Source organism: Cyclobacterium sp. 10D3-21, assembly GCF_055809755.1.
The window spans coordinates 1,688,043-1,706,534 of sequence record NZ_CM147924.1 but is presented as its reverse complement, the minus strand read 5'-3'; the positions used below and the strand labels follow the sequence as shown (position 1 = coordinate 1,706,534).

Sequence of the window (18,492 nt, the reverse complement as noted above, 5' to 3'; positions counted from 1 at the left end):
ACAACCCTAACCAAAAGAACTAAGGTTGTTTATTCTTAAAAAGATCAAAAAAATGAAAAATCTAAACAATAGACGAAAAGTGTTGAAAAAAATTGCCGGAACAGGGCTAGCAAGTATGCTTGTACCTTCATTGTCACACAGGCTATCAGCAGCTGAATCGAACCTCCCTATAGGCTTAAAAGGTAAAGTTAATCATTCGGTATGCAGATGGTGTTACAATGACATTGAATTTGAAGACTTGTGCAAGGGTGCAGTGGAGATTGGTTTGAAGTCCATTGAACTGGCAGGACCTGAAGAATGGCCAATTCTATCCAAATATGGTCTTTATTGTGCAATGCCATGGGGGGCAGGATTAGGCATAGAGAAAGGATGGAATAATCCGGAACTACATGATGAATTGATCAAAAGTTACACAGAAGTAATTCCAAAAGTTGCCGCTGCTGGTTACAAGCAAATTATTTGTTTTTCAGGCAATAGAAATGGTTTGGATGATGATATAGGCATAACCAACTGCGCAATGGGGTTGAAAAAGATTATGCCTATAGCAGAGGAGCATGGTATCATAATGAGTATGGAACTGCTCAACAGTAAAGTAAATCATAAAGATTACCAGGCTGATCACACTGCTTGGGGCGTGGCATTATGTAAGGAAGTCGGGTCTGACAACATGAAATTATTATATGACATCTACCATATGCAAATTATGGAAGGCGATGTAATAGCAACAATAAATGAATACCATCCCTATATCTCCCATTACCATACAGGAGGAGTACCAGGTCGAAATGAAATAGATGAAACCCAGGAATTATATTATCCAGCTATTGTCAAGGCGATTATGGACACCGGTTATAATGGCTACATTGGACAGGAATTTATTCCCAAAAGACCGGATAAATTGGCTTCTTTAAAACAAGGTGTAGAGATCTGTGATATTTAATTCCGAAATAATCCTTATAATCGAAAAGATCTCAAGTTCGGCAAGCAGAATGGTATGCAAAAAAAAGAGGCGTTGTGAATACAACGCCTCTTTTTTATACTATCGAAAAACAGAAACAATTCCAGATTATGCAATGGCTTCTTTATTGCATAATCTGGACTCAATTCATATTGATTTGGTTGTTGGAAAACATATTCTTTGCAATAGAAGGTTTTCTTTTGCTTTGCCGTCTTTTGACCCTATTTGCATTTTTACCAGAAACTGAAGGGGAATTTTTACAATTGATTTTGACTTTCTCCAAGGTCTTCCTATCCATCCAAATACCGAGCACAGTGGCAATAATTGCGAGGGTAGGCAGCAAAACATGATCACTTAGCGAGTATCCGAAGAACACGATGGAAATAAACATTAATTTGACAACCACCAACACCAAGGATACCTGGTCATGCTGTAAACCCATTCTGATTAGAAAGTGATGCACATGACTTTTATCTGGCTTAAGGGGTGATTTGCCATTCATTGTCCTTTTAATAAATATTCTAACGGTGTCATATATGGGAACGATTAAAAAAGCAAGCCCTGCAGAAAAGGGAGCATTTAATTTTAACCCTTCCCAGGGAGCCATAAGACCGGTTTTATCAACAAATAAGATTACTAAAACGGAAAGACTAAATCCTACGCTAAGGGATCCAGTATCTCCCATAAATATTTTAGCCGGATGCCAATTAAATACTAAAAAAGCTAAAATTCCACCGACCAATGTAAAAGAAATAAGGCTATATGAAATCATCCCTGCTGTATAAAACCAAAAACCAAGGATACTCAAGGTAGCCAAACTTAAGGAACCAGCTAAGCCATCTGCGCCATCTATAAGATTAAATGAATTGGTAAGCACTAATATTGCAAAGAAAGTAATCGCAACACTAATAAAATAAGGAATTTCATAAATCCCCATAAAACCATACAGACTTGAGATCCTTATATCAGCCATTACAATAACGAAAAAAGCTGGAATTGACTGTCCAACCAACTTTTGTATGGCCGTCAATTCGATAAGGTCATCTCTTACACCAACTGAAAACATGATCGCAAGACCGACTAAGAAATAGCGTGTTTCAACTATTTGATCAAAACTAAGCCAAGCAAATAACCCAACGAAGGTTGCGAAAACAATCGCAATCCCCCCCATTGACGGGATACTACCTGCATGGATCCTCCTTCCTCCTGGTGCTTCGGTAAATTTGATTTTTTTAAGAATCAAAATCAACACTGGCGTTATTAAAAAACCAAAGAAAAATGAAGTAACTGTTGCCAGAAAAATATTCATAGGAAAAGAATTTTGACAAAAATACAAATAAGGATCTTACAATATTAAAATTTTGTGAAAAAATTTCATAAACTCTGTAAAATCTTAAACTTTATAATAGCTTCTATACCATTCTATAAATTGCCCAACGCCATAACTTAATGGCGTATTCGGCTTATAACCAAGCTCTTCTTCGAGAGGAGATGTGTCTGCGTAAGTAGCAGGCACATCTCCTGGCTGCATTGGAAGCATATTAAGATTGGCCTTCAACCCCAAACAATCCTCTATTTCCTTAATAAAATCCATTAAGCGGACAGGATTGGAGTTACCAATATTATAAACTGCATAAGGGGCTTTAGATTTACTAACATCACCTGTTTCTAAAGTCCAATTCAAATTTGGCTTTGGAGGATTGTCCAATACCTTCACTACTCCTTCTACTATGTCTCCAACGTAGGTGAAGTCCCTTTTCATCTCTCCATAATTAAAAACCTGAATGGGTTTCCCTTCAATTATAGCTTTAGTAAACAGAAATAGTGCCATATCTGGCCTTCCCCAAGGACCATATACCGTGAAAAAACGTAACCCGGTGGTAGCCAGACCAAAAAGATGACTATAAGTATGACCCATTAGCTCATTTGACTTCTTGGATGCTGCATAAACAGATACCGGGTGGTCTACATTTTGGCTGGTAGAAAAAGGCATTTCAGTATTCAGTCCATATACTGAACTGGAGGAGGCATAGGTAAGGTGCTCGACCTCATGATGCCTGCAAGCTTCTAAAATATTCCCAAAGCCGACTATATTGGATTGAATGTAAACGTCTGGGTTTGTCAAAGAATACCTCACACCAGCCTGTGCCGCTAAATTGACTACCCTATCAATTTTACGATCTTTAAATAGCTTGAATAAGCCTTCTTTATCTTCAAGTTTTAGTTGAACAAAAGTATAATTTGGATATTTTATACTTATAAGAGGTTTACCATAACTCATATTGTTTGGCTCTATACCAGTCTCTCTTAACCGATCGTTTTTTAGCCCAACATGGTAATAATCATTAATACTATCTATTCCTACAACCTCGTCACCCCTCTCCAAAAGCTTTTTCGCCAAATGCATGCCTATAAAACCTGCAGTGCCAGTAACCAAAATTCTCATATACTTCTCTTTATTAAAATTAAGAAAAGGATGTTTACTTATTAACACCCATTAAATATACCAAATTAATTGTTCCATGAAAAGACAACAAGTCTTTTCCTATTGGAAATGAAGCAGTACTTGCGGGATCGCTTTGCCACTGGTAATTTGTCCCGTTCACAAATTGAAACTGGGACCCTACTAAAAAGTTCTTCCATTGCCTGTTTGCCACCACTCCGGCAGTAAGATCTACCCAGGGTAACATTTTTTCATCCTGCCCAAATGCCCTGTAATAAAAATCCTGATGGTTGGCGATCCGTTCTACCATAATACCCAATTTGTTGAAACCTTCAACAACAGCAACTTCAAAAGTCTGGCTGTTACTTCCTGTACCGATACCTGATCCCAGCGCTTTCCCTCTGTTGGTAAAACCTCTCACTTGGTAATGTGTCGCCCAAGACGTTCTCCCTCCCAGTTCTTCATAACGAATATATCTGTTTACGGATTCCTGTTGATGGAGAATTTCACTTCGAATTTGGAGGTAGGTATTTTTCTTCGCTAAAGGAATTAGTTTTTGAAAACCCATTAAATAGGCCCGAGAATGCTCTGGATTTAAAATTGCATCCCGCCAATTCAAGGCATGGTCTCTTCTTCCGTATTCTGCATAAATTTCGAACTTTGCTTTTTTATTAAGAAACCTAAGAAAAAGCGTAGCCTGCTGGTCTCTTGCTTCACTATCAAATGCCACTGAGTTTCCGTCTTCGAAATACTCTATTTTCTGAAAAGCATCAAAAATGGGTAAATAATCTCTGAACTGAGTTCCTCTTTTCGCACTGTATTGCTGAAAAGTTCGAATAAAACCTAAATATAAACCAGGGACCCACTTGGGTTGATAATTTATGGTAATGGCATTTAGATACCTCCAATCCTCATCCAAGGGAAGAAAATATTTTTCATTGAGGGCATCATTTTGAGAGGCATTCATCCCTGAACTTTCTAGTCTACCTACAATCAGTTGGCCTTCAAAATGTCCCAAAAAAGTTTTTAATGGACGATGAGAGTTTAATGTAAGATGGGGAAAGCTTTCTGCATTTCCTGAGAAAGTCAGGGAGTTCCACTGACCAGGCCCCCACCAGATGGTGCGCGTAGAAACGCCTGTTTCAAAACCTCCAAACTTGGCTGTAAGACTCGATTGTCCCCACCAAACCCTACTGGAATTACCATTCCCAAGCAATTCAGGTCTATCATTATTATTCCAATAGTGAAACCTGTCTTCTAAAACCTTATTGGAGTAATCACTCCCAAAACCTTGGTAACTTTTGTTTTGAGCAAAAACATATTCTGGCTGAAGTTGTATATGAAGAAAACCCACACGCCCATATATCCCAGTGCTAAGGTATTGCTCGTATCCTCTTCCATTGTGCATGCCATAACCTCCATAGCCATATGGTCTTTTGCTATTGTAGCCCATATTAAATTGCACAGGTAAAAGCGATATTTCATAGCTCTTTTTTGAGCTATCATCAGGGTTAGCAAATAAGCTTTTGACAGAGAGATCTGGCCTTAAGCCTGCTTGTTTCAAGGAATCAATGTCATTAGAAAGCAATTGTTTCCTTCTTCCAAATTCCTCCAGTACAGGGCTCCCAGGTGCTAAATTCTGGGAGAAAGAATGCTCTATGCCCAAAAACATAAACACGAAAATCAGCCCGAAAGAGTATTGGTATTTCATTGTCATTTATTAATCCTGGATTAATTAGTTTTCAAGTTCCCCTAGACTAAACAACATAATTTCCCTGGTTTTATCAAAATCATGTTTTTCAAAAGAAATTAATGCTGTTTCAGTAACTTTTTTAATTGCTTCAGCCAATAAAGAGAAATCAGTCACTGTTATAGCGTATCCATGAGACCCCATATATTCAGCTATATCCAATTGATGGTTATCAATCCTTTCAGTATTAGGAACAATAATAACTTTCTTCCTGATTTCCAGCAACTTATAAATGGTCCCCGCCCCGGCATGACATATCACAATATCACTCTCATTATAATGCTTATCGATGTCTGGCACAAAAGTAAAAAATGGGAAATTTATAGGTTCATATTTTCCATCAGCTATTTGAAAAGTGAATTCAATACCTGAGGCCGAAAATGTTTCATCCATATACTTAATTAAGGAATCAAACCTCGTCGTCCCTACTGTGACCAATACTTTCATAACAATCCTGAATAAATCGCGTTAGGATAAAATTTTACTAAAGATTTATTTTGAATATAGAATTTATCAGCTATCCTATACATTACTTTTCCTGCATAAGATTGTGTTTCAAACCGAGACCAGGTTTCAATAAATATAATTTTTGAATTTTCCCTCTTAAATAACATCGAAAATGGAATAGCCAGCCCGGGTCCGGTAGAGATGACGGAAAGCACATTGTATTTCTTCCTGATTTTAAGAAAACAGGAAATGAAATTATAGTACTTTTTAGGTAATCTTACCAGGTTCATTAAAGAAAAGTATTTATTTCTAAATGGTGGTTGCTCAAAGGATTCTATAATCTTGGAATTATTTATGGATACACCACTTTCTGTAATTCCGATAAACTTAACATTTAAATCCAAATCTTCCATAGAAATGCTACCTAAAAACTTCTCCATTTGAGTCCTATGCCCTCCTGAACCGTAAATCAATAGTATCACTTTAGGTTTCATTATTTACCCATAATTTTATAAAAAAACCTATTTTTGAAATATTTAATGGCCAAAGGATCTTCTATTCTATCGATTTTTTGCTTCGCTGAGTCATTGTATCCATTGATATATTGTCTGGCATCCTCTTTTTTACCTGAAAGGTACATTCTTGCTGCCCCTGCCAATACATAAAAGTAAGGTACATGCCTCATGTAAGCAGACTTTCCATAGTACTCATAGCCAAATTTTGCTCCACGTTGCCTTAAACTCACTTCCAATTCTCTAAAAGATTGCACCTTCCAACCCATCATTATTGCTTTTGCTGCAGATACTGAATCCTGGGAAACAGAAATTGTATAGTCTGTTTGATCTAAACATGCTCTTCGCCATACCCTAAATCCACTGGGTGCAAAACTTTTATTGACATAACTTGTGATGATTTCAGTACCATAATCCTCCAACTGTTTAGCAGCTGAGGCGATACCTAATTTGGGATTTTCCTGAAATTTATCAAGAATGGTTTTGTAGTAGGCAAGTTCTGGAACAACATCACTATCCAGTATTCCTATATAATCGAATTTCTCCTCTTTTTCATGTTGATAAATCTTGTTTAGGCCGAATTTAATAATTCTACTGTACTTGGGGCCAAGTGCATAGGACTTGTCCTCGTCCTCATAATCTACCAAGAGAATTTCCGTATCAACAAAGTCTGTTTCATACTTTAGCCTTTCTTCTTTGAAAACTCGGACAGTATCATCGGTACTCCCATCATTAATAAATACCCAAAGATCAGGTTTTCTGGTTTGTCCGGCCATTCCTTTTACCAAATTGGGGATATTTTTGGCTTCATTCTTTGCCGGCGTCACTATTGCAAGTTTACTTTTCATTTTAATCTAACACTTTTGATTCCTTCAGCTTATCTTCTTTGTGCATTATGGCAATAATAGACAATAATAACCACCATAGTGTATTTAGGGTAACAATATTACCAACAATCATACCTAAAAATATAGCTGCCAAGGCAGCATAAATGGCATAATAGGCAGATGAATTCTGTTTTAAAGCATTTTTTCTCAGCTTATACAAGGCATAATACATGGAATTTAAAAACAGAATAAATCCAAACAAGCCAAACTCTAATAGTATTCTTAAATAATCGTTGTGAGGCTCTCTAATACTACTTTCCAAAAAATAAGGACTAACCAAGGAGGCATACTCTAAGCCCATTCCAGTGTAAAGGCCATCTTTTTCTAAAAGCTCATCATACATTAACTTCCAGGTCACAATCCTCCACACCAATGAACTGCCTCCTCCAGCTTGATTCTCTGCCAATCTTTCTGAAATGGCTGTTACATCCGTTAATTCTTTTACCCTATTTTGCATTAAAAACCCAGCTCCAGCGATAAAAATAGGAAACATGAATATGGCCATTAACTTTTGCCACCGTTTGGCATAATGAGATAAATATAGAAAGAGTACCAATAGTAAACTTATAACCCCTCCCATTCCTCCCAAGAAAGCAGATAAAAGAAAAACAAAGAATGCTGGCAGGTACTTTTTATAGACAATCAGTAAAATAGAAAAGTAAGGGACTAGAAAATAACTGAAATGATTTGAGTTGATAAATGTCCCACTCGGTCTTTCCATTCCCAAAAACAAAAATTGGATTACTGCCAGAGCCGTCTGAATTAATACAATCAGCGTATAGAGTATGAAAATTTGCTTAAAAGAAATCTTACTGTAGTAGGCCAATATAAAAACTGCGAAGTAAGAAAAATACCGAATTAATCCTCGGATTGTAAAAAATGGTTCACCATGTAAGACGACTGCGTTTACAAATGCATATCCGATCAAAAGAAAAAATAGAGATGAATATAATAATAGGTATTTAGGTAGCTTGAGCTTAAAAACAAAAAGAAAGAAAAACCCTCCAAGTAAGGCAATGCCCACGATGGCACCCAGCCCGGACCTGTCAATAAGAACCCTCATAAAAAGCAGTACTATTAAAAGCACAGAAAAGAAATCCCATTGTTGGATTTCTTTCAATTGGATTTTATCAGGAAGAGAAAATTTCAATAGGTTGCCAATTAATCGTATTTACCTTTGCTTGCCAATCGGTAAAGCTGCTTGGCTATACTGGACGGAAGGATTGAAAATAACGTTATTATTACTCCTTTTTTGGTCAGGAATTTCCATTTTACCTTGCCCCACAAAGACTCTGGTTGCTGTCCAACTCTTAAAGTTTGCAACCACCTACTAACCACCCTGGCATTCAAAAACTGAAATAAAAGTTTGACAACTTTCTTGTCTTTAGACATTTCAGCTAGCATCTGTACGGTCGTGAATTCACAACCTAATTCAAATCCCTGAATTTTGGTGACCATATTCACAGAATCTCGATGATAGACTACGGTTAATGCTGGTGACCAAATCGCCAGTTTCCCAAAGAATACAGCTCTCAACCAGGTATCTACATCACCTCCTCTTTTACACCTTCCTTCAGGAAACCCTTCAATCTCCCGGAGAAGTTCCGTACGAAATCCTACTGCTCCTGTCCAAAATGGTGGTGCTCCGTTAATGCTGTTTTTCAAAAAACCAGTGAGTTCTATTTGGTGAATTCCTTTTGCATTGTGCTTTTTATGATAAGCATTTGGGAAAAACCTATCTTCCTTTTTGTCTTCAAAATTATCTGTCCACGAAGTAGAAACGATTTTAGCAGCAGGCTGTATACCAATCAATTCCACAAAGGTTGATAAATGATTGTCCATCCATTCATCATCCGCATCCAAGAAAGCAACCCACTCGTATTTCGCTTTTTCAATGCCCAAATTTCTAGCAGCATAACCTCCCGGTCCGGCTTCCTTTCTTTGAAACACCTGTATTCTTTTATCTGAATAGGATTTCGCCTTTTCATAGCTACCATCAGTGGACCCATCATCAACCAATATGAGCTCCCATTCTCCAAATTTTTGATTCAAAACTGAAGTTATGGACCGATCTAAATGAGGGAATTTATTGTAAATAGGGATTATAACACTAAACATGCGAAAAATGGATTACTAGCATTCTTAATACCAAAAGCCCAAAAAAGAACAAAACACCAATGATCCCACCTAAAATAATAAAGACGATGCTTAGTAATAAAAACTTAGGTTCACTTGGAGTCGTTGGTAATTGAGGTTTTTGGAAAACTGTCATTAAAGGTGTAGCATTTTGCACTTTAATCCTTGATTGCTCCATTTGCTGCGCCAAGGAATTATAAAGACTAAACTCCAGGTTAAAATCTGCCAAAAGCCTGTCTTCTTCTGTCTTTAACAACTGAGAATTTATCCCTCTATTGCCATCCCTGAAATTCGCTAATTTTTTCTGAGTTTGTTCAACCCTATTTTTTGCTTCCTGGGTCCTTTCTTCTATGAACTCAAAATTCTTAACATCCTTATCCAATATTATTTTAGTTAAATATTCTTTAAGGAATCGACTTAAAATTTCATTAAGCTGAGCACTAGCCAATGGTTCGGGCATCTTTGTTTTAATAACCAATAAGCGCTCTTCTTTTTCTACCTCAATCCTTTGCTTAAGTTGTGCTATGGTTTTTCTTTCCCTCTTATCAAATGCTAAAATAGCTTCATCTTCCTGAGAAATTGGCTTATCAATATTTTCAACTTCTACTTGGGTATTGGAGGAAAAAATCGATTTCAATTTGCTTGGAAACCTTACCAAGTGATAGTAAAAATTATGTTTTTCATATTCGTTAACGAAATGAACCAAGGAAATGCTGTCATTTACCTCTTCCAGGTAAACTTTTTCATACAGAAGCTGTTTTAAAAAGTCACTTTCCATCACAAGCTCTGGGATCAAATCAGGAGGCAAAGCTTCAGTATTCTGATTTCCTATTCCCAGATTTCCCAAACCAGTTATAGAAGCCAACCCTCCCAGTGCTTTAGAATTTATCCCATTTGACTGCTCCATTAACAATTTGGAAGTTGTTGTATATTCATCCGAGGAGGTCAGGATATAAATCAAACCTAAAGAGAACACAGACAAGGCCACAACAATAATCCACTTTTTAAAAGCAATGATTTCATTGATCAAATCCTTTAATAGGATTTCTTCTTCATGGAGAGACTTCTTGATAAATCGGTCCATGTGGGAAATATTTTTTTTCATTAGACGCAATTATGATTGGTTTTAGTTTTTTTATCCTCCCACTGCAATTCAATTAAATGTTTGACCCCTACCAATTCCACATACCATCGAATCATCAGCACCTGAAAATAATCTGAAGTAGATTCAAACTTAATATAACTTATCCTAAATATAGGAGGCATTAATCGTTTTAAAATCACAAGCAACTGCTTTTCATATTTCAATTTTGAATAGGTTTCTTTGTAATAGCCTGTAATTGTTCTCTTCTTCTTACTTGAAATCATAGCAATACTATCTCTTGAGGGGTGATTGATAATAGCCAATTCGGCAAAACCAATTTTCTCTCCTCTCTCACTCACCTTCAAATTCCAGAAAAAATCTCCTCCAGACATTAATCCTTCATCAAAACTTCCATATTTATCAAAAAGATACTTTTTAGCAAAAAAATTACCCGTTACTGATTTCTTAAACACCTTGACATTTCGCTCCTGCTGGAAAGCAAAATATTTCTCATAAATAAATGCTGATTTGCTTCCTTTCTTTGGTTGAAACAAATCTATTTTGCCTCCAACTCTAGAAAAACCTGTACTTTCCAATTTCCGAACCCCCTCTAGAAGCCAATCTTGATCTGGTATACAATCAGAGTCTGTAAAAGCAAGAATACTGCCTTTCGCCTTCATTATACCTGCATTTCTTGCAGCATAGGACCCTGGTTTACTTTCTACTATAATTTCATAACCATTGATATCCAGATCACCTGGTACGAAATCATTAGGGTCATTATTTACGATTATAACCTCAAAGTTGTTCGAAGGAAAACTTTGTTTTTCCAGTGCTTTCAAACAAAGACGCAACCTATCCCAGTCCCTGAAAGTGGGGATAATTACTGAAACTAGTATTTCGTGACCTACACTTTCTTCTAAAACTCCGCCTATCATCTTTCTTTCCTACTCTGTTTAAAAAATAATTTTTTAAGAAACAATGAACTGAGAAGAATGGAAGATTTCAGAAAAAACTCAACCGATTTTTTTCTATAGAAGGACACAATAAGGTGGGAAATTAATTCCCTATAAGCATTAAAAATCAAGCCAGCATATTGTGGCCCAGCATTTTTGGATAGTTTACTATAAAATAAATAAGAGGACTTTTTTTGTTCTAAATCTGAAAGTTCTTCATGCTGGTTTTTAATCGAAGAATCATGAATTCTTCTAAGGGACAAAACATCATTGATCGCCAAATATTCCGGACCGGTAAGCATTATTCTTGTATAAAACTCACGTTCTTGTCTTCTATCAAGACTTGTGTCAAATTTTAATTCAAAACCATCCAGAAATTCCTTACGAAACAATGGTCCAGGCGTAAGGAAAAAAATCCTATACCTCATAAAATTCCAAAGATTATCCTTTGGCAATTTTAAATTATACTCAGGAGTTGGTAAACTTCCAGTACTATTGAATTCTCCCATTTTTGCTACTACAAAGGTAGCTTCCTTGTTTTCTTCGAGAACACGAACTTTTCGTTGAAGCATATCGCTCAACATCAAATCATCAGAGTCAAAAAACTGTATGTATTCTCCTATTGACAAACTAACCCCATAATTCCTGCAGGTGGGCGCTCCTTTTTTTAATGTTTCAGGTCTGGAATAAACCTTTATTCGTGGATCTGAAGAAGCGATAGATTTAATGATATGGAGACTATTATCCGTAGATCCATCATCCACCAAGATGCATTCCCAATCACGAAAAGTCTGATTTAATATACTCTCCAGAGTTTCAATTATCAGTTTTTCTCTATTAAAAACTGGGATAATGATGGAAACCTTAGGCATCATTTAGTGGGCTTTAAATAAAAAGGTTGTACTTCCATCGGTTTTTAATTCTCCTAATCAAGTGGTGTATTAATAATTAGTGATCCTTTACACTCATTGGTAAAGATCAGCATGTATCTACTCGATTTTGTTGCGCTCCAAATTGAAATTAACGGGAAAGTCTATCTATCAAAATACCCAATGTAGCGAGACTTGAGGCGATCCCTATCCAGGCTTGTACAGACATGGGCTCTCGTTTAGGCTTTTGCGGAACAATGATTTCTGCTCCAGGTTCTATTTTCGGGAAAAAGTTAAAAAACAAAAACTTGTTTGTCCGGTGAACATCTCCATTTGCATAGACAACATAGGACCGGGATTTTCTAGCTTGCTCTGTAAATCCTCCTGACCTTGAAATGTAATTTCTAAAACCTCTAGATACATCAAATCTTGCTGTTGTAGGATACAAGACTTCACCTCTCATCCTTACCGTTTGTAGCTCCTTAGGTATACTAATAACATCCCCATCTTGAAGTATCAAATCATACTTAGAACCAGGTTGTGAAAGAATTTTTCCCAATTCTATACCTATCAATTCTTTGTCTCTCGTGGCTACCTCCATTACAGTGCTGTCTGCCTCCTCAAGAAACTGGTACCGATCTTCAGAAAAACTTTCCGCTTTAGTGGCGTTTTCATTCCTCTTCATTTCCTCTTGATTAAGCAATTTCATCCTATCATCAAGTCTTTCCAAAAGCTTGCCTTCTGCTTCCGCATTTTCAATTTCGCCCTCTCGGATTGTGTTTTTATACAATGACTCTAGCTGGTCAAGTTTTATATTTTCTTCCGTTTTGGTTTTATAAAACTCCGTTCGTCTAATCAAAGTCGCTCCTTTCGGATAAGCATAATTGTTTAAACCTCCAGCTCTTTTAAGCACATCTGAAATTCTCTCATCTCTTTTTTCAAGTGTAAACCCTCCAGGATAAAAAACCTCTCCCTCAACATATGCAACTTTTTCCTGCTGAAATCCGGGACTTTTCCTTACGAATACATGATCAAATGGCGCTAAAATAATTTCTTTTTCCTCCTCACTTATTCTCAGATTTTCATCAATAGAAATGGTTAAAATTTCAGCAATTTGACCCCCTACTTCGCCCTTTACTCTTCTAGCTATTTCTATATTGGCGTTGGATGCAGATTCTTTAAACCCTTTGGCCTTGGTAATCAAATCAGCCACGGTCATATTTCTGGCAAACTGAAAAACTCCAGTTCTATTTACTTCACCAGATACCTGTACATAATATTCCTCTTTGAGGTCGTATTTACTGGGAACATTAAGAATGTCTTCTCGCATCAGCACTACGTCTTCCGCCTGCCCAGAAAGAATAGCTCCCAAATCAAGAGTAAGCACTTCCATTGTGAAATCTGGATTGGTTCTATACAAGGTTACCCTTTCAGAAAAAGCATCTCCTCTTAATCCTCCTGCTATTTCAACAAGTGCCTTAACAGTCATCCCCTCAGAAATAGCGAATTCCCCAGGCCTGAAGACAGCACCTGAAACTTGAGCACGATTGTCATAACGCTCAAGAATCCCTCCTACCACGAATAGATCTCCATCTTTAACGGCGAAAGTTTCAAAATCCTTGCTATAAACATTGTCTACTCTTAAGTCTCTATCTGTAGTTCTCTTTACAACCAAAAGTTCCTTGTAAGCATCGCTTTTAAAACCTCCCGCAAAACTGATAAGGTCCTGAATACTCTCATTGCTTTTTATTTCAAATAGACCAGGTCGGCGTACGGAACCTTCGAGTTCCACCCTGACTTGAACAGGTGGAACTATCACCACGTCATTATCTTGCAAAATAATATTGCCTTTTTCATTTCCTCTAGTTAAGAATTCGTAAATATCGGCTTGTCCTACCAATTTACTCTCTCTATATACCTGGATGTTTCTAAAAGAGCCTGTTTCGTTGGGCCCTCCTGCCAAATAAAGTGCGTTAAATACGTTCGCAAAAGAGGGTAAAGTATAGGTACCTGGCTGGTTCAATTCTCCAGCCATCGTAACCTGGATACTCCGAATATTACCCACCCTCAACTGCAAAAATGTGTTAGGGTTTGAACCATTTAATCCAGAATATATTTGCCCTAATGCTGATTTAATCCTAGATCTGGCACTTTCAACAGTAGCCCCACCGATATTTACTGGACCTACATTGGGCACCAAAACCTTACCTTCAGGAGAAACTGTCAAATCAAATGCTGCTTGAGAAGCACCATAAACGTCTACCAAGACCTGATCACCTGTACCCAAAACATAACTTTCCGGAGTGGGGAGATTTAAATTTGGATTAAAATTTAATTCACGGTTATGAAACAAGGTATACCCATATATTTTCTTTTGCTGTGGACTGAGATTATAGTAGGGGTCTGAATTCCTTAAGCTGTCAAAAACATCACTTTGCATCCTTTCACCTACAACTTCCCTCTGGTTCATTCTACCTGTGCCATTCTTACCAGCCTCCTCACTGTTTCCTGATTTCAAGGCCGCAATTCGTAATCTCAACTTATTGATTTCTGAGGCAGGCATGCCCTTTTCTCTAGCCATGGCTTCCAGTTGAAGTTCATTCATACCGGAGGACTCTGCTCGCGTAATCAATTGCTCGATTTGAGCATCAGACAGTTCATCTACTTTGAGGTTTTGAATATTTTGAATGGACTGGCTGAAACCTATTGAACCAATAAAAAAGCAAAATACTATTGGTGCAAATTTTAAATTTTGGATGAATTTTCTGATCATCTTTCGGATTCTTTTTTTTAAAAACGAGGTGTTTAGCTGAAAATACTAGTGGTAATTATTACTAAAAATCTACAGCTTCGCCACCTCAGTTACATGTAGTAATAGAGCATTCAATCAATGACATTGCCTGGTTGAACAATAATTAGGCATATTCAATTTATACCACAAAAGTAAGCAATACCTATGGAATTAACATAACAAGCAATTTTTAAATCAATAGTCGCATAAACTGAATATAAACCATGAATTTTGACCTGTACTTTAAAAAAACATAACGCTAAGAATGCAATATCTCACTACCTATTCTGCTCTATTTTAACGCTGAGAGCACTTTTATTTGGATCGATACTGGCTAGATTCGAGCCTTTCTCCTAAAGACCAAGCATCATGAAATAAGATGCCAATTTCGGATTCATGGATAGTTGATAAACTACACTACTGAAATTTCAAAAAAAATGAGCAAAACAATAAATGCTTTGCTCATTAAAATTCAAATAAATTCAGTGCGGTATAAGACTATTCAGCTTGATTCAATACTTTATGACCACCTTTCATTAGGTGAAGATCTCTCTTGAATAAGCCAACATCTGAAAGCACCATGTCTTCCACCAACATTTTCAAGTCATACTTTGGTTTCCAGTTTAGTTTTGTCATTGCTTTGTTGGGATCGCCAATTAGCAAATCCACCTCAGTAGGTCTAAAGTAAGCAGGATCAACATTAACTATAACATCACCTATTTTCACTTTAAAATCTGAAGTACCTAAAACATCAAAAGCTTTTTCTTTATCGATAGACTCCAAAATTCCTTTTTCTTCTATACCTTCTCCCTGAAACTTTAAGGTAAAACCTACTAGGTCGAAAGCCATTTTTATAAAATCCCTCACTTTGGTAGTTACACCAGTAGCAATCACATAATCTTCTGGCTCCTCTTGTTGGAGAATTCTCCACATGGCATCAACATAATCTTTGGCATGCCCCCAATCCCTTTTAGCATCTAAATTCCCCATGAATAGGTCTTTCTGAAAACCTAGTGCTATTTTAGCTACTGCTCTTGTGATTTTTCTAGTAACAAAAGTTTCTCCTCTTAGAGGGGATTCATGATTAAAAAGAATGCCATTACAAGCATACATGCCATAAGCCTCTCTGTAGTTTACTGTAATCCAATAGCCATACAATTTCGCTACTGCGTAAGGCGATCTTGGATAGAATGGTGTCGTCTCGGATTGAGGAACCGCCTGCACCAAACCATAAAGCTCAGACGTAGAAGCCTGATAGATTTTGGTGGTTTTTTCCATCCCTAATAGTCTCACAGCTTCCAAAATCCTTAAAGTACCAATCCCATCGGCATTTGCGGTATATTCCGGAGTGTCAAAACTTACCTTTACGTGACTCATCGCCGCCAAATTATATATTTCGTCAGGCTTGGTTTCCTGTATAATCCTTGTCAAATTCATCGAATCTGTCAGGTCGCCATAGTGAAGAAATAAACGTTTGTTTTCTTCATGAGGATCTTGATACAAGTGATCAATCCTAGCGGTGTTGAATAAAGAGGCTCTCCTTTTTATTCCGTGAACAATATACCCTTTTGACAATAATAGTTCCGCAAGATAAGCTCCATCTTGTCCTGTAATACCTGTAATTAACGCCGTTTTCATAGCCATCTAAATTAATTAGCTGTTAAAAATAAAATTTCATAGTTATAGTTTGACCTGTTTGTACTGGCCAATATTCTTTAAAAACCATTCATAGGTTTCCCTGATACCTTCTTCGAGTCCAATTTTAGCCTGCCAACCTGCGGTGGCCATCTTACTTACGTCCATAAGTTTACGAGGCGTTCCATCAGGCTTGTCGCTATCCCAATTAATCTCACCTTTATGACCAGTGATTTTTTGGATCAATTCCGCAAGGGATTTGATGGTCATATCTTTTCCTGTACCCACATTGTACAGGTTATCTTTAAAACTGTTCTCGACTGCAAAAACTACAGCTTCCGCCATATCATTTACATGTAAAAACTCTCGCATTGGAGAACCAGTACCCCAAAGGGTAACTGGGGCATTCCCATTCTCTTTGGCTTCATGAAATTTCCTGATCATTGCAGGCATTACATGAGAAGTCTCCAAGTCAAAGTTATCAGATGGCCCATAAAGATTGGTAGGCATAAGACTAATGAAATCCTTACCAAATTGCTTTCTGATAGCATCACAGGCTTTTACACCAGTAATTTTAGCCAAGGCATACCATTCATTTGTAGGCTCTAAGGATGAGGTAAGCAAGCTTTCTTCTTTTAATGGCTGGGGTGCGAGCTTAGGATAAATACAAGAACTTCCCAAGAAAATAAATTTCTCAACACCAAATTGATGCGAATAATTAATTAGATTGTTCTGAATCAACATATTGTCCATAAGAAATGTATATGGATAATCATTATTGGCCAAAATACCACCTACCCTAGCTGCTGCATCAATTACAATTTGAGGTTTTTCCTTTTCAAAAAATTCCTTTACAGATAACTGATTGGTTAAATCCAAATCCTTGCTACTGTAACCTATCAAATTTTTATAGCCTTTGCTTTCAAGAGACCTTTGGATAGCAGAACCTACCATACCTCGGTGGCCAGCAATATAAATTTTAGCATTCTTATCAACCATATTCTTAATTAAGTAAGCTTGGATTTTCTTTTTCTAATCGTTCATAAACCTTTTTAACGTCCTGGGCATTACTCCGGTTCAATACGAGAATAGCATCTTTGGTTTCTACCAAGACAACATCTTCCATTCCTATGAATTCAACGTGTTTATCAGAACCCAAAACCAGGTTTTCTCCTACCCTCTCTTTACTCCCTATGGGATAATAATCAAATAGTGCTTCAAAAGAACCCATATCTGACCATGAAAAACTTGAAGGTACAACTTTAATCTTGTCAGAACGCTCCATCACAGCATAATCTACACTTATAGAAGGTATTTCCATACTTAAATCAAGTGGTAGAAAGCCATTTTCAGCATGCTCCACTGCCGCCTTCGAAGCTTTCAGAACATCCGGTTCATATTTTTCCAATTCACTTAAGTAGGTTCCTGCTGAAAAGCAAAACATCCCACTGTTCCATAGAAAATTACCTTGTGCTAAATATGCTTGGGCTTGCTCCAATTCAGGTTTTTCTCTGAAGCCAAGCACATTATTTCCTTCATGCTCTATATAGCCAAAACCTGTTTCAGGCTTACTTGGAATTAAACCGAATGTTACCAAAAATCCATTTTTAGCCATATTCACAGCCTGCCTAAGCGAATCATTGTATTTTTCTTGATCTCCAATTAGATGATCCGAAGGCGTTACCAACATGATTGCATCTTTAGGAAGAGACAAGGCTGCAAAAGCAATTGCTGCTGCCGTATTTCTAGGAGCAGCTTCCACAAGCTCAATAAAATCGGAAATACCAGCCTTTTTTAAAATTTCTCGAGAAAGCTGATAATTGTCTACTCCTCCTACAACCATTACCTGATTACAAACATCTGAATTTCTAACAACAGTTTTCTCAAAAAGGGATTGCCCTTCAAAAATTGGTAAATACTGCTTTGGTCTACTTTTTCGGGATAGCGGCCATAACCTACTGCCTACTCCTCCTGATAAAACCACATTAACGACTTTCATGTATATGTATTTATTGCTGTTATTG

At 37.1% G+C, this 18,492-nt stretch carries 16 protein-coding genes; 1 reads left to right on the top strand and 15 read right to left on the bottom strand.

All coding sequences use genetic code 11. The annotated features are described in order from the left end of the window. The first annotated feature begins 52 nt into the window (after positions 1 to 52). Positions 53 to 940 (top strand): hydroxypyruvate isomerase family protein, encoded by an 888-nt coding sequence (locus AC0L7T_RS06995; protein ID WP_473341800.1) that lies wholly within the window; start codon positions 53 to 55, stop codon positions 938 to 940. Positions 941 to 1,100: 160 nt separating this feature from the next. Here the strand turns inward: AC0L7T_RS06995 and AC0L7T_RS06990 are convergent, their stop codons facing one another. From AC0L7T_RS06990 to AC0L7T_RS06920, 15 genes are all read right to left on the bottom strand, one after another. After that, complete coding sequence (locus AC0L7T_RS06990; protein WP_473341799.1) at positions 1,101 to 2,267, bottom strand: glycosyltransferase family 4 protein; 1,167 nt, start codon at positions 2,265 to 2,267, stop codon at positions 1,101 to 1,103. 84 nt (positions 2,268 to 2,351) lie between these two features. Continuing rightward, on the bottom strand, positions 2,352 to 3,404 hold the full coding sequence (locus AC0L7T_RS06985) for an NAD-dependent epimerase (protein WP_473341798.1): 1,053 nt from the start codon (positions 3,402 to 3,404) through the stop codon (positions 2,352 to 2,354). A 34-nt stretch (positions 3,405 to 3,438) separates the two neighbouring features. Further along, on the bottom strand, positions 3,439 to 5,112 hold the full coding sequence (locus AC0L7T_RS06980; RefSeq protein WP_473341797.1) for a capsule assembly Wzi family protein: 1,674 nt from the start codon (positions 5,110 to 5,112) through the stop codon (positions 3,439 to 3,441). A 24-nt stretch (positions 5,113 to 5,136) separates the two neighbouring features. Beyond that, on the bottom strand, positions 5,137 to 5,598 hold the full coding sequence (gene pssE, locus AC0L7T_RS06975) for a PssE/Cps14G family polysaccharide biosynthesis glycosyltransferase (protein WP_473341796.1): 462 nt from the start codon (positions 5,596 to 5,598) through the stop codon (positions 5,137 to 5,139). Next, positions 5,595 to 6,092, bottom strand: a complete 498-nt coding sequence (gene pssD, locus AC0L7T_RS06970; RefSeq protein WP_473341794.1) for a PssD/Cps14F family polysaccharide biosynthesis glycosyltransferase — start codon at positions 6,090 to 6,092, stop codon at positions 5,595 to 5,597. The genes pssE and pssD overlap by 4 nt, the downstream gene beginning before the upstream one ends. After that, positions 6,092 to 6,958: a glycosyltransferase family 2 protein gene (locus AC0L7T_RS06965; protein ID WP_473341792.1), complete on the bottom strand. Its 867-nt coding sequence runs from the start codon at positions 6,956 to 6,958 to the stop codon at positions 6,092 to 6,094. The genes pssD and AC0L7T_RS06965 overlap by 1 nt, the downstream gene beginning before the upstream one ends. 1 nt (position 6,959) lies before the next feature. After that, positions 6,960 to 8,147, bottom strand: coding sequence for an O-antigen ligase family protein (locus AC0L7T_RS06960; RefSeq protein WP_473341791.1), 1,188 nt, complete (start codon positions 8,145 to 8,147; stop codon positions 6,960 to 6,962). An 11-nt stretch (positions 8,148 to 8,158) separates the two neighbouring features. After that, complete coding sequence (locus tag AC0L7T_RS06955; protein ID WP_473341790.1) at positions 8,159 to 9,115, bottom strand: glycosyltransferase family 2 protein; 957 nt, start codon at positions 9,113 to 9,115, stop codon at positions 8,159 to 8,161. Further along, entirely contained in the window at positions 9,108 to 10,238 is a 1,131-nt protein-coding gene (locus AC0L7T_RS06950) for a Wzz/FepE/Etk N-terminal domain-containing protein (RefSeq protein WP_473341789.1), read from the bottom strand. The genes AC0L7T_RS06955 and AC0L7T_RS06950 overlap by 8 nt, the downstream gene beginning before the upstream one ends. Further along, the gene (locus tag AC0L7T_RS06945) at positions 10,238 to 11,155 is read right to left on the bottom strand and encodes a glycosyltransferase family 2 protein (RefSeq protein ID WP_473341788.1); all 918 of its coding nucleotides are present in this window, start codon (positions 11,153 to 11,155) and stop codon (positions 10,238 to 10,240) included. The genes AC0L7T_RS06950 and AC0L7T_RS06945 overlap by 1 nt, the downstream gene beginning before the upstream one ends. Continuing rightward, positions 11,152 to 12,048 (bottom strand): glycosyltransferase family 2 protein, encoded by an 897-nt coding sequence (locus tag AC0L7T_RS06940; RefSeq protein WP_473341787.1) that lies wholly within the window; start codon positions 12,046 to 12,048, stop codon positions 11,152 to 11,154. The genes AC0L7T_RS06945 and AC0L7T_RS06940 overlap by 4 nt, the downstream gene beginning before the upstream one ends. Positions 12,049 to 12,193: 145 nt before the next feature. Then, positions 12,194 to 14,815, bottom strand: a complete 2,622-nt coding sequence (locus AC0L7T_RS06935; RefSeq protein WP_473341786.1) for an SLBB domain-containing protein — start codon at positions 14,813 to 14,815, stop codon at positions 12,194 to 12,196. A gap of 516 nt (positions 14,816 to 15,331) precedes the next feature. Then, positions 15,332 to 16,471: a GDP-mannose 4,6-dehydratase gene (gene gmd, locus AC0L7T_RS06930; protein WP_473341785.1), complete on the bottom strand. Its 1,140-nt coding sequence runs from the start codon at positions 16,469 to 16,471 to the stop codon at positions 15,332 to 15,334. A gap of 42 nt (positions 16,472 to 16,513) precedes the next feature. Next, positions 16,514 to 17,467, bottom strand: coding sequence for a GDP-L-fucose synthase family protein (locus AC0L7T_RS06925; protein WP_473341784.1), 954 nt, complete (start codon positions 17,465 to 17,467; stop codon positions 16,514 to 16,516). A gap of 4 nt (positions 17,468 to 17,471) precedes the next feature. Further along, positions 17,472 to 18,467: a mannose-1-phosphate guanylyltransferase gene (locus AC0L7T_RS06920; protein WP_473341783.1), complete on the bottom strand. Its 996-nt coding sequence runs from the start codon at positions 18,465 to 18,467 to the stop codon at positions 17,472 to 17,474. Between the last annotated feature and the right edge of the window lie 25 nt (positions 18,468 to 18,492).

Excerpts from the sequence above, each read along its gene's own strand:
- AC0L7T_RS06925 (WP_473341784.1), bottom strand. The coding sequence starts at position 17,467 with ATGGTTGATAAGAATGCTAAAATTTATATTGCTGGCCACCGAGGTATG.
- AC0L7T_RS06935 (WP_473341786.1), bottom strand. The coding sequence starts at position 14,815 with ATGATCAGAAAATTCATCCAAAATTTAAAATTTGCACCAATAGTATTT.
- pssD (WP_473341794.1), bottom strand. The coding sequence starts at position 6,092 with ATGAAACCTAAAGTGATACTATTGATTTACGGTTCAGGAGGGCATAGG.
- AC0L7T_RS06980 (WP_473341797.1), bottom strand. The coding sequence starts at position 5,112 with ATGAAATACCAATACTCTTTCGGGCTGATTTTCGTGTTTATGTTTTTG.
- AC0L7T_RS06990 (WP_473341799.1), bottom strand. The coding sequence starts at position 2,267 with ATGAATATTTTTCTGGCAACAGTTACTTCATTTTTCTTTGGTTTTTTA.
- AC0L7T_RS06955 (WP_473341790.1), bottom strand. The coding sequence starts at position 9,115 with ATGTTTAGTGTTATAATCCCTATTTACAATAAATTCCCTCATTTAGAT.
- gmd (WP_473341785.1), bottom strand. The coding sequence starts at position 16,471 with ATGAAAACGGCGTTAATTACAGGTATTACAGGACAAGATGGAGCTTAT.
- AC0L7T_RS06920 (WP_473341783.1), bottom strand. The coding sequence starts at position 18,467 with ATGAAAGTCGTTAATGTGGTTTTATCAGGAGGAGTAGGCAGTAGGTTA.
- AC0L7T_RS06945 (WP_473341788.1), bottom strand. The coding sequence starts at position 11,155 with ATGATAGGCGGAGTTTTAGAAGAAAGTGTAGGTCACGAAATACTAGTT.
- AC0L7T_RS06950 (WP_473341789.1), bottom strand. The coding sequence starts at position 10,238 with ATGAAAAAAAATATTTCCCACATGGACCGATTTATCAAGAAGTCTCTC.
- pssE (WP_473341796.1), bottom strand. The coding sequence starts at position 5,598 with ATGAAAGTATTGGTCACAGTAGGGACGACGAGGTTTGATTCCTTAATT.
- AC0L7T_RS06995 (WP_473341800.1), top strand. The coding sequence starts at position 53 with ATGAAAAATCTAAACAATAGACGAAAAGTGTTGAAAAAAATTGCCGGA.
- AC0L7T_RS06965 (WP_473341792.1), bottom strand. The coding sequence starts at position 6,958 with ATGAAAAGTAAACTTGCAATAGTGACGCCGGCAAAGAATGAAGCCAAA.
- AC0L7T_RS06985 (WP_473341798.1), bottom strand. The coding sequence starts at position 3,404 with ATGAGAATTTTGGTTACTGGCACTGCAGGTTTTATAGGCATGCATTTG.
- AC0L7T_RS06940 (WP_473341787.1), bottom strand. The coding sequence starts at position 12,048 with ATGATGCCTAAGGTTTCCATCATTATCCCAGTTTTTAATAGAGAAAAA.